General features: G+C 69.7%; 11 protein-coding genes. 5 read left to right on the top strand and 6 right to left on the bottom strand.

Annotation, left to right across the window (positions count from 1 at the left end; translation table 11 throughout):
* The first annotated feature begins 28 nt into the window (after positions 1-28).
* Positions 29-3,502 carry an HYR domain-containing protein gene (locus tag D7W81_RS11745; RefSeq protein WP_147445441.1) on the top strand — a complete coding sequence of 1,158 codons (3,474 nt, stop codon included), beginning with the start codon at positions 29-31 and terminating at the stop codon, positions 3,500-3,502.
* Positions 3,503-3,553: 51 nt separating this feature from the next.
* Here the strand turns inward: D7W81_RS11745 and D7W81_RS11740 are convergent, their stop codons facing one another.
* Positions 3,554-4,039 carry a DUF2690 domain-containing protein gene (locus tag D7W81_RS11740; protein ID WP_120555445.1) on the bottom strand — a complete coding sequence of 162 codons (486 nt, stop codon included), beginning with the start codon at positions 4,037-4,039 and terminating at the stop codon, positions 3,554-3,556.
* A 216-nt stretch (positions 4,040-4,255) separates the two neighbouring features.
* Here D7W81_RS11740 and D7W81_RS11735 point away from each other — a divergent pair, with 216 nt between their 5' ends.
* The 4 genes from D7W81_RS11735 (at position 4,256) to D7W81_RS11720 (ending at position 7,713) form a co-directional block, all read left to right on the top strand.
* A complete protein-coding gene (locus D7W81_RS11735) occupies positions 4,256-4,801 on the top strand; it encodes an ester cyclase (protein WP_120555444.1) in 546 nt (181 codons plus the stop codon).
* A 41-nt stretch (positions 4,802-4,842) separates the two neighbouring features.
* Positions 4,843-5,895 carry a sensor histidine kinase gene (locus tag D7W81_RS11730; protein WP_120555443.1) on the top strand — a complete coding sequence of 351 codons (1,053 nt, stop codon included), beginning with the start codon at positions 4,843-4,845 and terminating at the stop codon, positions 5,893-5,895.
* On the top strand, positions 5,892-6,677 hold the full coding sequence (locus tag D7W81_RS11725; protein WP_120555442.1) for a LytR/AlgR family response regulator transcription factor: 786 nt from the start codon (positions 5,892-5,894) through the stop codon (positions 6,675-6,677). Before D7W81_RS11730 ends, D7W81_RS11725 begins: the two co-directional genes overlap by 4 nt.
* A 103-nt stretch (positions 6,678-6,780) precedes the next feature.
* The gene (locus tag D7W81_RS11720; RefSeq protein WP_120555441.1) at positions 6,781-7,713 is read left to right on the top strand and encodes a TolB family protein; all 933 of its coding nucleotides are present in this window, start codon (positions 6,781-6,783) and stop codon (positions 7,711-7,713) included.
* Positions 7,714-7,775: 62 nt separating this feature from the next.
* On the opposite strand, the gene D7W81_RS11715 is transcribed toward D7W81_RS11720, so the two are convergent.
* The 5 genes from D7W81_RS11715 to D7W81_RS11695 all read right to left on the bottom strand — a co-directional run bounded on the left by D7W81_RS11715 (position 7,776) and on the right by D7W81_RS11695 (position 14,851).
* The gene (locus D7W81_RS11715; RefSeq protein ID WP_244227150.1) at positions 7,776-7,934 is read right to left on the bottom strand and encodes a hypothetical protein; all 159 of its coding nucleotides are present in this window, start codon (positions 7,932-7,934) and stop codon (positions 7,776-7,778) included.
* Between the two features lie 270 nt (positions 7,935-8,204).
* Positions 8,205-9,476: a hypothetical protein gene (locus D7W81_RS11710; RefSeq protein WP_120555440.1), complete on the bottom strand. Its 1,272-nt coding sequence runs from the start codon at positions 9,474-9,476 to the stop codon at positions 8,205-8,207.
* A 254-nt stretch (positions 9,477-9,730) separates the two neighbouring features.
* Entirely contained in the window at positions 9,731-11,110 is a 1,380-nt protein-coding gene (locus tag D7W81_RS11705) for an NHL repeat-containing protein (RefSeq protein WP_244227149.1), read from the bottom strand.
* A 121-nt stretch (positions 11,111-11,231) separates the two neighbouring features.
* Positions 11,232-12,800 carry an amidohydrolase family protein gene (locus tag D7W81_RS11700; RefSeq protein ID WP_120555438.1) on the bottom strand — a complete coding sequence of 523 codons (1,569 nt, stop codon included), beginning with the start codon at positions 12,798-12,800 and terminating at the stop codon, positions 11,232-11,234.
* An 80-nt stretch (positions 12,801-12,880) separates the two neighbouring features.
* Positions 12,881-14,851, bottom strand: a complete 1,971-nt coding sequence (locus tag D7W81_RS11695) for a tetratricopeptide repeat protein (RefSeq protein WP_120555437.1) — start codon at positions 14,849-14,851, stop codon at positions 12,881-12,883.
* Positions 14,852-14,854: the final 3 nt, after the last annotated feature.

Here is a 14,854-nt window from a genome sequence, read left to right as displayed (position 1 = left end):
TTTGATATCGAGCAGCGGAAGACTCGCCGTGGTCCTCGTTTGTATGACGGGGCTTGTCGCATGTGACGCCGGCAGGATTCCGGAAGGGGAGGGCGGTGACTCCCTGGCCCAGGTGGAGGCCGCGCTCGACGGAGGGAGCGTGGAGCTGCGGTCGAACGTGCTGAAGGGCACTGTGCGGCTCACCAACCAGAATCCCGAGGTGTTGGCGGTGCTGGCGGCGGACCCATGGGTCCATGACGCGGGCACCGTCACCGCGACGAGCACGGCGCCCGGGGGATTCATTGCCACCGTCAGTCCCACCGAGCGCATCAGCCCGCTGGAATACCGCTTCGAGATGTTGGTGGAAGCAGGTGCGGGGGGAGACGCGGGCGTCGTCTACGCCGTCGCCGCCACGCGTGGAGGCTATGCCCACCCGGGGTTGTCCGGCGTGAGGGTCCGTCCCCCCGAGGTGCAGCCCGAGCCCACGAACGTCACCGTCCAGAGCTGCATGGGCCTGGTCCAGTTCCGGTTCGGAACGGACGACACGTGCCAGACCCGCGTGCCCCTCGCCGCGCTCAACATCCGGAACTTCTCCTTCCATGGCTCGGGTCCCTACACGGCCTACGTCAACGGGGGCACGTCGCAGGCCACCACGCTCACCTATACGCTCACCACTCCCACGGGCACGGTCTCGCGGACCCTTCCCGTGCAGGTCGGCGCGGCGTGTGACGAGGTCATCCGGACGTGCATCCCCGTGGCGCCCCCGGAGCCTCCCGCCGTGGGCTCACTGACAGGCCCCTTCGAGGTCCACGGTGAGCCCACGTCTTCGTCGATGCGGGTCCTGATTCAGGGAAACAACGGCCGCAGCCAGGTCCTGCACGGGCCCTGGCGTCCCGTGAGCACCCCGGAGACCTGGTGGAAGCTGTCCGGCCTGCCCGTGGATGCCTATGTGATGGATGCGTTCGCGTATCTGCGCTGGGGCCGGGCCTTCACGGAGGCCTACAGCCGCCTGGAGCCCTTCACCGTCGTGGCGGAGCAGACCACCCCCGTGACGAAGCAGGTGGAGGGGGTGTCGCGCCACGCCTTGGACATGCACCCGGCGTACTTCTATGGCGCTGTCCGGCTGGCGGACCCCTTCATTCCCGCGCATCCCGGTGCCTGGAGCACCCTCCAGGCCCTCTTCTTCGAGGCGGACGTCGACCCCAACGGGGATGGCGTGCCCGATGCCATGAGCATCGGCGCCCGGGGAACAAACCTCGTGGCGGAGACAGCCGGGGCCGGCTCCTTCGCCTCCACCCGGACAGCCTTTCCCGGAACATTCGATGCGGCTCGCGGCGAGCTGGCTTCCACGTATGAGCACGTGCTGCCGGGACCGTATGATGTGACGTACCGCTGGTTCCAGGGCGCCATGTACCTGCGCTTCTGGTCCGAACCCGCGGGCATCACGCCCTTCACCACACGGCCGGGTCTGTACGATCCAGAGCGCTACCGGTACGGCTCGCTCGCGCTCCGCACCCTGCCCGCGAGTGGCTACACGGCCGACCTGGGCCCCGGGCAGCGCTTCCGCATCGACCACGAGTACTGCTTCAACGAGGTTCAGTTGCAGTACACGTCCGCCCAGGGGCGCTTCTTCAACCCCACGGTGGAGGTGTCAGGACAGTTCACCGGCAAGGACTGGCGCGGCCAGCCCGCGGCCTACGTGGCAAATGGTCTCTTCCACGGAACCCCCGCCGCCGTGAACATCCCGAACCCCGCCACGTACGCGGACATCCAGGGACAGGTTTCCCTGGCGCTGCCCCAGGGCGGTTTCACCCTCCGCCCCGGCGCCTCCATGGTGAGTGATTCAGGCACGGTGAACACCGCCACCTTCGCGCCCCTGGGCGTGACGCTGGGCTGCGGGCAACGGCTCAAGCTGGTGCCGCCGCTGGCCGTCAGCCTGGGCGGGGCGCCGGGCTGTGCCACCTCGGCTTCCGGGACGGTCTCCGGACAGGTGCGGAGCCTGCCCGCGCAGGTGGACCGCGTCTGGTACCGGCTCAACGGCGGTCCGGAGGTCACGCTCTGCACGAACTGCGGCACCGACCCGCACTTCTCCTTCCAGGTGCCGCTGCAAACCTGTGACAACGCCATCCAGGTCTTCGCCTTCAGTGAAGGCATGAATGAACCGGCCACCGCCATTGAACAGCGCGTCTGGGACGACCCGTCGGATGGCCCGTCCTGCGGGGCCGGCTCCTGCGTCAACCGGCCGCCCGTGGCCCGCTGCCGGAGCGTGACGGTCCCGGCGGGTGGTGCGTGCAGTGGCTGTGGCTCGGTGGATGACGGCTCATATGATCCGGACACGGGCGACACCGTGAGCTGCGTGCAGACCCCGGGCTGCCCGTACCCATTGGGTTCGCACAAGGCGACGCTGACGTGCACGGACAGCTCGGGCCTGAGCGCGTCATGCGAGGCCAGGGTGACGGTCCGGGATGAGACTCCGCCCTCGGTCGTGTGCGGCACCGTGCCGGAGCTGGAGTGTGGCGGAGGCGGCTCGACCGCGAGCTTCACGGCGACGGCCACGGACAACTGCGGCGCGGTGACCACCGCGTGCACGCCGGCTTCCGGTGGCCTCTTCCCGCCGGGCACCACCTCCGCGACCTGCACGGCCACGGACGGCGCGGGCCTGCGCTCCCAATGCACGGTCCCGGTGACGGTGCGGGACACGCAGCCGCCCACGCTCGTCTGCCCCGCGCCCGTCATCGTCGAGCGCACGGGGCCGGAGGGCGCCACGGTGGTTCCCGGCACGGCCACCGCGAGCGACACCTGCGCCCCGCCCCAGGTCTCCGGACCGGCGGCTGGCGTCTACCCCGCCGGCACCACGACGGTGACGTACACCGCCACGGATTCGGGCGGAAACCAGGCCCAATGCCTCTCCACCATCCATGTCACGGATCCGGAGCTGGGCAGTCCGCCGAACGTCACGATGTGCAACCTGCCGCGCTACACGCGTGAGATGAACCTCATGGCCTGCGGCTGGACCACGCCCGTGCCGGGCAACGCGCCCATTGCCTCGGCCTTCTTCCGGGTGGACGCAGGCGTGCCCATCCCCGTGACGCCGGACCTCAGCGGAGGCTTCGTCATCACCTTCCTGAACCTGGAGGAGGGCACCCACGTCGTGGAGTTGACCGCCATCGACACGCGGGGCGCCATCCTCCGCCGGGAGATGACGGTGACGGTGGACCTCACTCCGCCCGCGCTCACCCTCCTCTCCCCCCTGCCGGGTGAAGTCCTCACGAGCCCCGTGGTCGCCGTGCGGTCCTCCGTCCAGGATGCCTCACCGACGACGGTGGTAACGCAGTGGGTGGAGTCCAGTCAGGTCCAGAGCGGCACGGGCACGGTCACCCACACGGTGGACCTGGTGAATTGGGGCCAGATTCCGTTGCTGGTCCGTGCGACGGACGCGGCGGGAAACACCACGCAGTTGCTGACACAGGTCTTTGTCGGCACTGCGCCTCCCGCCCTCCGCGCGAGCGCTCCTGTACCCTGAGGGTGTGGCTTTGAGCGCTTGGAGCCGCATCAGGCCCTCAGGGCCGGCGGCTCATCCCCACGGGGTGCAAGCGCAGGCGGTGTCCACTTCGGTGCGGGTGATACACGCGCACGCTCGCGTGTTGATGCCGCATCCGAATTGCATCCTCGACCAGGCATCGAGTGTGGGGCCCCAGTACGTGGCCTCGCCATACTTCGTGGAGCCCTGCTCGACCCAGGCGCGCATGGAGTACTGCCCGGAGACGTAGGAGTGGACGCGAGACCAGTTCATTCCACACGCGGTGTTGTAGCGCAGCTCGACGTAGCCCCAGCTCTCGGTTCCGCGCTTGATGGGCGTCGCCGCGAACACGGTGTACGCATTGGTGCTGCAGCTGTTGTACGAAGGATCCTGGTTGTTGCAGTTGTAGCAGGTGGGACACACCGCCGCTTCCTGCTCCGCCAGGACGGGCGCCTCCTGCGGTGGCTCTTCGCTGGCCGGGCCACAGGCCACGGTGGTGAGTGCGATGAAGCCCAGGACCGCCAGCCATTGCCTTGTCATTGTCTGCTCCCCCTTGGTGGAAGCCTCCCGGTGGGCCGGGCGGCGGAAGCCGACACTAGATGCCGCGGGAACGCGCTTGGGATTAAGCGAGATTAAGAGGGATTAACCCAGGCTGGATGAGGTACGAGGGACGTCGCATCCGGCGGAATCCCTGGAATGCCGGACCATCGTACGTCGCATGAGTCTGGAGCAGCATCCCCACGAAGAGAGGCAGTCATGCTCACAGAGCAGGTCCGCAAGGCACGGCAGAAGCTGGTGTTGGCCCACTTCCATGACGAGGTGAGGCAGGACTGGGACGCCGTCCTGGCGACCTTCCCCCATCCGCATTACGAGCTCATCCCCACCCTGACGGTGCACGACGGCAACAGCGCGGTTCGCGACTACTACCGCGAGACCCGCGTCGCCTTCCCGGACCAGCACCATGAAATCATCGCGCTCCGGCACAGCGATGATGCCGTCATCGTCGAGTTCTGGCTCATGGGCACCCACCTGGGACCGCTGGGCCAGATTCCAGCGACTGGCAACAAGTTCCGGGCGCGGATGACGGCGTACTTCATCTTCGACGAGGCCGGGACGCTGGTGTGCGAGCGCGTCTATTTCGACACGCTCAGCATCCTCAAACAGCTCGTCGGCGGACTCGACATGAAGAACCCGAAGAACTGGCTGCTCGCCGTGCGATGCCTCAAGGGCCTCCTGGCGATGTCTGGCGACAAGCCGGTCCCCATCCTGACCCAGACCACGCCGCCCGTCTTCCCGGACTGACGCCTGCGGTCGCGTGCGTGAAACGCGTAGAGTGCCGGGCCATGGCACGTCGCGGGACCTGGAAGGTGTGGGCGGTCGCAGCCGCCTACTGGACACTGGCCGGCCTGGCGGCCGCGAGCGAAGCCCACGCCACCGGCGGGATGGAGTGGGGGCACGCGCTGCTCACGTCGCTGACGGCCCACCTCCTCTGGGTGCCCCTCAGTGTCGCCATCCTCCACTTCGGGCTGCGCTTTCCCTTCGAGCGGCGGAACGGGGCTTCACGGGCCGCGCTCCACGTGGCCGGTGCGCTTGTCGTGTCGTTCCTCCGCGCGGCGATGATCTTCTCGCTGGATCCCTGGGTCGGCTGGTACGCGCAGCGCCCCGCCTTCACGGACGTGCTCAAGCACGCGCTGCTCTCCAACCCGTTCGTCTACCTGACGGTGCTGGGCGTGGCGAACGCCGTCTACTACGCGGATCAGCTCCGCCTGCGGGACACCCAGCTGGCGCGTGCGCAGCTGCACTCGCTCAAGGCGCAGCTCCACCCGCACTTCCTCTTCAACACGCTCAACTCCATCAGCGCGCTGGTGCATCGCGACCCGCACGGGAGCGAGCGGATGATTGCCCGGCTGAGCGACCTGCTCCGCGGCACGCTCGAAGCGGCGGGCACGGAGGAGGTGCCGCTCCAGGAGGAGCTGCGCTCCCTTCAGCCCTACCTGGACATCCAGGGGGTGCGCTTCGCGGACCGGCTCACGGTGAAGCATGACATCGCGCAGGACGCGCTCAGCGCCCACGTCCCGCACCTCGTGCTCCAGCCGCTCGTGGAGAACGCCATCCAGCATGGCATCGCGCCGGGCTCCGAGCCGGGGACGGTGACGCTGGTCGCGCGGCGCGAGGGGCCCGAGCTCCACCTGGAGGTCCGCGACGACGGCATCGGCCTCAGGGAGCGCCCGGCGGATGTCTGCCAGGGCTCGGGAGGCGGCCGGGGGCTGCGCATCACCCGCGAGCGTCTGGTGCAGCTGTATGGCGGTGCCCACCGGATGGAGCTCCGGGACGCCGTGGGCGGCGGCACCACGGTGGCGCTCGCCATCCCGTTCCGCACGGAGCCCTCCCCATGAGCGCCCCCATGCGCGTGCTCATCGTCGACGACGAGCCGCTGGCCCGTCAGCGCTTGAAGGACCTGCTGTCCGAGGCTCCCGACATGCAGCTCGTGGGGGAGTGCCGCAACGGCAACGAGGCCATCAAGGCCATCGGCTCCGAGCGCCCGGACCTGGTGCTGCTGGACGTGGAGATGCCGGGGCCGGACGGCTTCGGCGTCCTCCGGGCGCTCGCTCCCGGGCACGCGCCCTCGGTCATCTTCGTGACGGCCCACCGTGACTTCGCGGTGCAGGCGTTCGAGGCCAACGCGCTCGACTACCTGCTCAAGCCGTTCGACCGGGAGCGCTTCCGCGCGAGCCTCGAGCGTGCGCGCGACCGGCGGCGGACCGTGCCGTCCTCTTTGGATGCGGCGCTGCTCGCGCGGCTCGAATCGCTCGCCCTCCCTCCGGCTGCCACACCCGCGCGCTACGTGACGCGGCTCGTGGCCCGGGTGGGCTGGCGCATGCGCTTCCTCCCGGTGGAGGACATCGACTACCTGACGGCGGAGGGGAACTACGTCGCCGTGCACGTGGGCAAGCAGTCGCACCTCACGCGCGAGACGATGGCGGCGCTGGAGGAGAAGCTCGACCCCAGGCAGTTCCTGCGCGCGCACCGCTCGTTCATCGTGCGGCTGGACCGCATTGAAGAGGTGGAGCCGCTGGCCCCGGGGGAGTTCGTGTTCGTCCTGCGGGATGGCACCCGGTTGACCTCCGGCCGCAGCTACCGCGCGCAGGTGCAACGGGCGCTCGAGCTGCCGACCTGAGGCCGCCTTCCACCGTTCGTCCCAGGCCCTCCACGGTTCGTCACATCTCCTTGGCCCCCTTCGCCGCCGCCGGGCGACGGTGGGTTCAACAAAGGAGATGCACATGCAGCGTTTCGCCAGGCAGTGGTCGATGAACCTCCTCCTCGCCGTCTCCGCCGTGACGGTGTCCAGCGTCGCCGGGGCCCAGGAGTTCGAGCAGGACGCCGCGTCGTGGTCGCGGCCGGTTTGCGAGCCGGGAGGCAGCCTCTTCGCGCCCGGGGAGATCTCCCTGGAGGAGCGCTCGGAGTACCGGCTCGCGCTCTCCGCGGACGGGAAGACGGCGTACTACCACGTGGACTCGGACACGCCGCCGTACCAGGCCATCTACGTGACGCAGCGGAAGAATGGCCACTGGAGCCCCGGGGAGGTGGTGTCGTTCTCGGGCACGTACAAGGACTCGGATCCGTTCCTCTCCCCGGACGGCCAGTCCCTCTTCTACTCCTCCACCCGTCCCGCGAACGGCGGCGCCGAGCGCCCGGACACCGACCTCTGGGTCGTGCACCGCGTGCGCAACGGCTGGGGAACGCCGGAGCACCTGGGCCCGCTCGTGAACACAGACAGGGAGGAGCTGTACCCCAGCGTGACGCGCGACGGGACGGTCTACTTCGCGAGCGGCACGTTCGATACGGACTTCGAGATGTACCGCGTCCGGCGCCAGGGCAACCGCTACACCGCGCCGGAGAACCTGGGCCCCGCGGTGAACACGCCTGACTCCTGGGAGTACAACCCGTGGGTGTCCCCGGATGGCCGGGTGCTCGTCTTCGCGTCGCTGAACCGCCCTGGGGGCTACGGGCTGGGCGACTTGTACGTGAGCTTCAACGTCGCGGGCACCTGGACCCCCGCCGCCAACCTGGGGCCCGCGGTGAACACGGAGAAGGACGAGTTCCACCCCACGCTGAGCCGCGACCTGGGCCACCTCTACTTCGTGCGGCAGACGTGGGACCCGTTCGTGCCCTCGGACCTCTATCACCTGGACACGCGCTGCCTCTGGCCCTGACGGGACGCGCGGCTCACGCGGCGGTGGACACCCGCCGCCGCCGTGAGACCGGCCACCAGGAGTTACTTCGTGAGTGCGTCCACGCGGAGGAGGTAGGTGGCGACATTGCCGACGCCCTCGACCATCACATAGGCCTTGCCCGCCGCGGGATTGGCGATGGAGCAGACCGCGGGCAGCGTGGTGCTGTCCGCGGTGCATTCCACCGCGCCGGGCTGTGCCACCCCGGCTTCCGGGACGGTCTCCGGACAGGTGCGGAGCCTGCCCGCGCAGCCGGTGCGGGTGATGCACGCGCACGCTCGCGGATTGATGCTGTAGCGCAGCTCGACGTAGCCCAGCTCCCGGTGCCGCGCTTGACGGGCGTCGAGAAACAGGGGGCGCCGCTACAGCCGGGGCCTGCGCCAGGCCCCAAGCGAAGCCCGGACTTCCGTCAGCGCGGAAGTCCGGGGTCTGCGTTCACAATCCCGTTGCCCGGACGCGGGACGCGGTGCTCGTCAGGACAGGGCTTGGGCGCCGTTGCCGCTCTTCAGCTCCCTGCGCACCGCCTCGCTGACGCGCTCGCCGATGATGTCCGCCATGCGCTCGCGGAGGTCGTCGCCCACGCGCTCGCGCACGGCGGCCACCACTCTCTCGGTGTCGGCCTGGGCGGGCCCCTGCGGCTGGAAGCCTCCCATGGGCTGCTCACCGAAGCCGCCGCGCATCGTGTGGCCCATCGAGCCCATCGACTCGCGGATGGCTTCACCCAGCCGCTCCCGCAGCGCCTCGTGCAGGTGCTCCCGGAGGTTGTCGGACAGCCGCTCGTGGAGGGTGTCCACGAGGCGCCCGCGGAGCGCCTCGGCGAGGCGCTCCGGGTCCAGCTGGCCGAAGCCTTGCGGTTGGACGTTCGCGAAGCCCATGGTGCGCTCGCTCATCCGCTCGCGCAGCGCGTCGCCCATCCGCTCCTTCAGCGCGTCGCGCACGCGCTCGCGCAGGCCGCTCCGGACGCGCTCGCGGATGCCGTCCGCGATGCGGTCGCGGAGGGTGTCGGCGAGGCGCTCCGGGTCGATGCCCTGCATCCTGCGCTCGGACAGCGCGGAGCGCAGCGTTTCCACCAGACGCTCCTTCAGCGCGTCGCGCACGCGCTCGCGCACGACGGTGTGGAGCCGCTCGGACACGGTGTCGGCGATCCGGGCGCGGATGGCGTCGGCGATGTGCTCGGAGTCCATCGGCGCGAAGCCCTCCATCCCCATCCTCCGCTCCACCATCGCGGCGCGCAGGGCCTCGCCCAGCCGCTCGCGCAGCGCGTCGCGGACGCGCTCCCGCACGATGGAGCCGAGCCTGTCGCGGAGGGCATCCTCGAGCCGGGAACGCACGCGCTCGGTGATGCGGTGGGGGTCGGCCTGGCCGCCGGCCTGCTGGATACTCATCCAGTTCTCGGCCAGGGCGACGCGCAGCGCCTCACCCAGCCGGTCCCGGAGCACCTCGCGGGCACGCGCGTGCACGCCGCTGATGACGCGCTCGCAGATGACGTCGGTGAGGCGGTCGTGAACGGCCTCGGCGACGGTGTCCGCGTCGAACGGCTGCCCGCCGCCCTCCCACGGCCGCATGGACATGGTGCGCTCGCTCAGCGCGCTGCGGACCGCGTCGCCGAGGCGCTCACGGATCTCCGTGCCAATCCGCTCCTCCAGTCCGGACACGACGCGCTCGCGCACGGCGTCGGCGATGCGGGTCTTGAGGGCTTCGCCCATCGCTTGGTGGCCCTGCGTGTGGAACTGTTCCTGGCTCATTGAGAAGCCTCACGGGTGCTGCGGGTTGCACGACAGGCGTGGAGCATTCCGGCTTGCCGCGTGAGGTGGATGGATAGAGACACCGGCTGTTGGCGCACATGGGGCCCGGGTCTATCGCGTGTGTTGGCGCGTGCCCGTCGGGATGCGCTGGCGGAGAGGGCCTGGCAGGCTCAAGCAGGGAGTAGCGGACGGACGCCCCGGCTTCGGGGCGGGTGGCGCAGGGGAAGCCCCGGCCCCTCGCGCTTCCCTCCGGGCTACAGCCCCGTGCTCTTCAAGAGCAGGCGCGAGTCCTCTTCGGGGAAGAACCCGGAGGAGTAGATGTTCGCGTCCGTGACGAACGCCTGGCTGCCAATGACAGCCAGCTTCGGGCCGGTGGTGGAGCGGATGAAGAGCGGCACAGGCAGCTGCGTCTCCGGCCAGCGCACCATGCCATCCGTGCCGAAGGACGTGTCCAGGTCTCCGTTGGCCAGGAGCCGGAAGAGCACGGGCTTCGCGTACACATCCGCGTAGACGAGGATCTTCCCATCCGCCTGGATGCGCAGACCACTCACGTCCACCACGTCGAGCACGCCCGCGGGCGAGGTGAGCTCGCGCACGCCCCCAGGACCAAAGGTGACGTCTGGCTTTCCGTCCGCCGTGTACGCCACGAGCTTGAGCACGCCGTGCTTCGTGCCGCCGACCTGGACGTCCTGCCGCTCGCCCGCGAGCAGGAAGCCGCCGTTGGGACGCGCCACCAGCGCGTGGGCCTGGCCGTCCTCGCTCTTCGCGAGGCCGGAGGTGCCGAACGTCAGGTCCTGGCTGCCACTGGAGGTGATGCGCACGGCCGCGAAGTGGTCGCCGCCGCCCAGGACGACGCTGGTGCCCTGGAGCGCCATGCCCTGCACGGACTCCGCATTCGTGTACGCGCCGCCAATCCAGCTGCCAGACGGGCTGCCCGCGGACTTGAACGTCGTGTCGAGCGAACCGTCCGCGTTGTAGCGGATGAGCGCGAAGTCCTCGTCGAGCCCGTCGGACTTGGTCAGGAAGCCGCCGGCGTAGAAGCGGCCGTCGGCCAGGGGCAGGATGCTGCGCACCGTCCCCACGAAGTTGACGGCGTTCTCCTCGCCAAAGTGCAGGCGGGACTTGCCTGTCTTGTTGAAACCCATGTCCAGCTGGCCGTTGGCCTTGAGCTTGACCACCACGAAGTCGCGCGAATCCGAAGCGTTGCCGCCCCGGGCGAAGCCCGCGACCAGGATGCTGCCGTCCGCGAGCACCGCCACCGTGTCCGCGCGGTCTGCTTGCTCCCGCTCGCCGGAGAGGGGGCCCTTGGCGGGACCTTCGAAGTCGAGCACCACGGAGCCCTGCGTGCCGAAGGACGTGTCCACCGCACCCGACGCGGTGTAGCGCCGCACGAGCAGGTCCACGCCCGTGGTGGCCAGGTTCGCCTCGGTGGAACCCACCACGACGAGGCCCCCATTGGACACCGCGAGCGCCCGGCCCTCCTCGGCGGGGAGCTTCGTGCCGGCATCGGGTTGCGTCCCCGCGTCCGTCTGCGTCCCGCCATCCGGAGACGGGTTGCTGTCATCGCCTCCGCAAGCCCCGCCGCCCACGAGCAGGGCGCCCGCCACCAATGCCGCCCACCCAGCCTTCCGCACGCTGTGATTCATTCGAGATGTCCCTTCCGGCCTGTCCGGTGCTGTCGCCGCACCAGGGTTACGCCGTCAGGGACATTTATTTCCGGCCCGGGCGGGGAGGGGGCCCCCGCCGCGGACGCCTTCACGCATAGTCCGCCCTCAATTGTTGTTTCAGGCTGTCATCCAGATTGGGCTGTGCGGCCACGAGTTCCCAGTAGTCCTCCCCGCCCACGGTGGGGGCGTCGAGGGTGATGCGCCCGGCGACCCGGTTGAGGTCGGTGATGAACGCGGCGGCCTCGGAGCCGGTGGCGAAGACGTCCTGTGGCTCGTTGTCGAGCACGAGCAAGAAGGGCTCGGGGGCGCCGGCGCCCATCCGTTCCATCCGTCGCCGGAAGTCCGGCAGGTCCGCCATGGCGTCGTCGAGGAGCGCGCGCGCCGCTTCGAAGCCCAGGTCGTTGAGGGGGGACTCCTCCGCCCAGAGATAGAAGGCCTTCTCCGTGCCGTCGACGGTCCAGGGCTCAGCGGGATGGGTCCGGTCGAAGGCCAACTGCTCCATCAGCGTGCGGTCTCCGAAGCGCGCAACGCCATCCACGATGACGAGGCGCACCTGCTTCTCCGTGGCGGAGATCAACGTGTCGTAGGGATCGCCGCCGGTGCCCGCGATGACCAGCACGTCCGCGAGGGAGTGGGCTCGGAGGGTGCCCAGCTCCGTCTGCCAGCCCGCGACCCGGGCCGCGTCCGCCGTCACCGAGCGCACCAGCGCCCGGGAGGACAGGGACACGCCCTGCCGCGCCGCTTCGTGGCGGGCGACCTTCAATTCCTGGAGCAGGTTCTTGCTGCCCGTGGGCGACCAATCACAGCCCAGGGAGAACGTCACGCCCGCGCTGAGCAGGTCCGACACCCGCAGGGTCTGTCCATACAGCAGCAGGTTGCTGAAGGGGGACCACACGACCTTGGCGTCCCGGGCGGCCATCATGTCCAGGTCCTGGCGTTGCAATCCCAGACTGTGGATGCCCGCCAGCGAGGGCTGGATGAGGTCATGGCCGGCCAGGTCGAGGTAGCGCCGGTGGGCGTAGTCATCCACGCCTTCGCCCAGGTGATAGAAATACGCGGCGTGGGACTTCAGCGCGTCGCGGAAGGAGTCGATGTCCTCCGCGTCGTCATGCAGGTCCATCACGCGCGTGCTGCCCGCGGGCAGGTGGTCGTCATGGGGTTCCTCGACGTTGCGCATGGCGCCCCGGAAGAGGGCCTCGCCGCCGGACACGCGGGTCCGGATTCCCTGCCCGGTGGTCGTGCCAGCCAGCAGCGCCTTGGCTTCGATGTAGCGAACGATGGCGCGGGCTGAAGGGGCGTGGCCGCCAAGCAGGCGGATGGGCAGCGAGATGCGCGGCGCGTACTCCGCGTGGCGCGGCCACTGGGTGCGATTGAGGTATCGCTTCGGCACCCGCCACAGCGTCAGCACGTCGTAGACGAAGTGGTTGTGCAGGTCGATGAGCCCTGGATACAGCGTCCCCTGGGTGTCGATGACGGGCGCGTCCCGGAAGGACTCGGGGAGGGGACCGCCCGAGGGCTCGACGGCGACGATGCGGTTGCCACGGACGAGGATGCGCCCCCGCTCCAGCACCTCGTCATGGGAGTTGAGGGTCACCACCCTGCCTTCGAGGACATAGCGGGGGGGCGCGGTGGTGGGCTGGGATGCTCCGGTGGTCATGCGCTTGAAGATAGGAACGGAGCGGAGCGGGTGGGACGAGGGAGGGGCGGCCCTGCGCGCCTCCGCTCGCCCCTCCTGGCTCAGGCCGCTCGCAGCTGCTCGTCGAGCGCCACCAGCCGTGCTTCCACCTCGCCGCGGTCCTCGGCGGTGGAGGCCAGCGCCAGGTATTGACGGTAGTCCTCGCCCGCCTCGCGCCACTGCCCCAGCGCCTCCCGGGCCAGGGCCCGGTTCTGGTACAGGTCGGCCGTCGCGGGCGTCAGGGCAATGGCCCGGTCCAGGTCGGCCGCCGCCTCCGGGAACTGATTCGCTTCGAAGTGGAGGCTGGCCCGGTTGGCCCAGACCAGGGGCTGCTGGCCGTCCAGCGTCAGGGCCACGCTGTAGTCCGCGATGGCTTCCTGGAGATGTCCCAGGGCCTCGTGGGCCTGCGCGCGTCCCACACGGGGCAGCACCTGGGCCGGATCCAACTCAAGCGCCTTGGAATAGGCCGTGAGCGCATCCTCCCACCGCTGCATCCGCCGCCACGCCTGCCCCAGGTTGGTCCACACCTCCTGGTACGGAGGGCTCAGCTCGATGGCGTGCAGATAGTCAGCCACGGCCTCGTCCATCCGGTTCATGCGCAGGAAGACGCTCCCCCGCTCGTTGAAGTACTCCGAGTAGTGGGGATCCATCTCGATGGCCGCCGAGTAGTTGAGCAGGGCGTCCTCGTAGGAGCGGATGGACATGTTGACCTGCGCGATGTTGTAGAGCAGCACCGAGCGATGCAGCCGGTGCCGCTCCTGGTGCAGGTGGCGCTGCAGGTGTTCGAACCCCTCCCGGCACAGCGTGATGGCCTCGTCGGAGCGGCCCTGGCGGTGGCGGATGAGGGCAAGCCCGTTGAGGTTGAAGACGGTGAGGAAGTGCTTGTCGTCTTCCGGGAGGGTGCAGCGCTTCACCGCGTCCTGGGCGCGCTCCAGGAACTGTTCCGCCAGGGCGAAGTCGGGCTTCTTCAGGAAGCGCGCGTGCATCATGGACAGCGAGTAGCAGATGCTCACCAGGTCATTGGGCTCGGTGACCTTGGAGTAGGCCTCGTGGAACACGAGGTCGTGGGCCTTCTGGGGCTCTCCGGTCGCGACCAGGGCGTTGAAGAGTCCCGCGATGATGTCCCACCGGCTGAACCTGCCGTTATTGGCGATGGCGAAGTCCAGGTCCTCCAGGATGGGCCGCGCGAAGGTCAGCGCGTCCTCGTAATACCCATGGTGGTTGTAGAGGGAGAGCGCCAGGCAGTGCCAGCGCAGGGCCCGCTCCGGGGTGCGGCTTCGGCTCCAGAGCGAGATGAGGCGCGGCATGTACATCTCCGCGCTCGTGCGGTCCTTGATGCGTGCCTCCAGCTCCTGCGCCTCCTGCCCCTGCTGGTCCGGGTCCACGGCGGCCGGCGCCTCGTGCGGCAGCTCCACCACGGCGTGCTGGACGGGGCGCTTCTCTCCCACGCGCTCGCGAAGCGCGCCGGCCTGGCCGGGACTGACCGCCAGCAGCAGGCTCAGCCCGTCACCGTCCGCGTACCGCCGCGAAAGCTCCGCGAAGAAGCGGGTCACCAGGGCGCCCGCGCGGTCCGTGGCGTCGAAGGCGAGCACCCAGGGGGCGCTATCAATGCGCTGCTGCCACGCGACCATCAGGTCCACGCAGCCATGCAGCAGCCGGAACGCGCGGTCCATGGGATAGCTGCGGACGCGCTCGGTGACCGGAGTGGAATCCGTCAGGCTGATCCGCCCCTGCGTCAGCTGGCCGTCCAGCTCGGGAAGGATGTGTTCCAGCTCCTGGGCGTGCCGCTCGAGCAGGTCCGGCGCCTCCGCCCGGAGCCGGGGCAGCATGGCCCGCAGGAGCTGCTGGAGGCCCGTCCACGGGCCTGCTTCATTCATGTCCGCGGAGAACACGTGGGCGTTGGACGCGGTGCCCGCCTCCGCGACCAGCTGCTTGAGCAGGCCCTCCCGCGAGGAGCCGGGCATGGCCTCCAGCACGACGGTGTGGCCGCGAACCTCGGAGAAGGACAGGGTCGACCGGGGAGTCGTTTGCATGGC

This window comes from Corallococcus aberystwythensis (assembly GCF_003612165.1).
Taxonomy (GTDB): Bacteria; Myxococcota; Myxococcia; order Myxococcales; family Myxococcaceae; genus Corallococcus; species Corallococcus aberystwythensis.
This window is presented reverse-complemented; position numbering and strand designations above follow the sequence as displayed.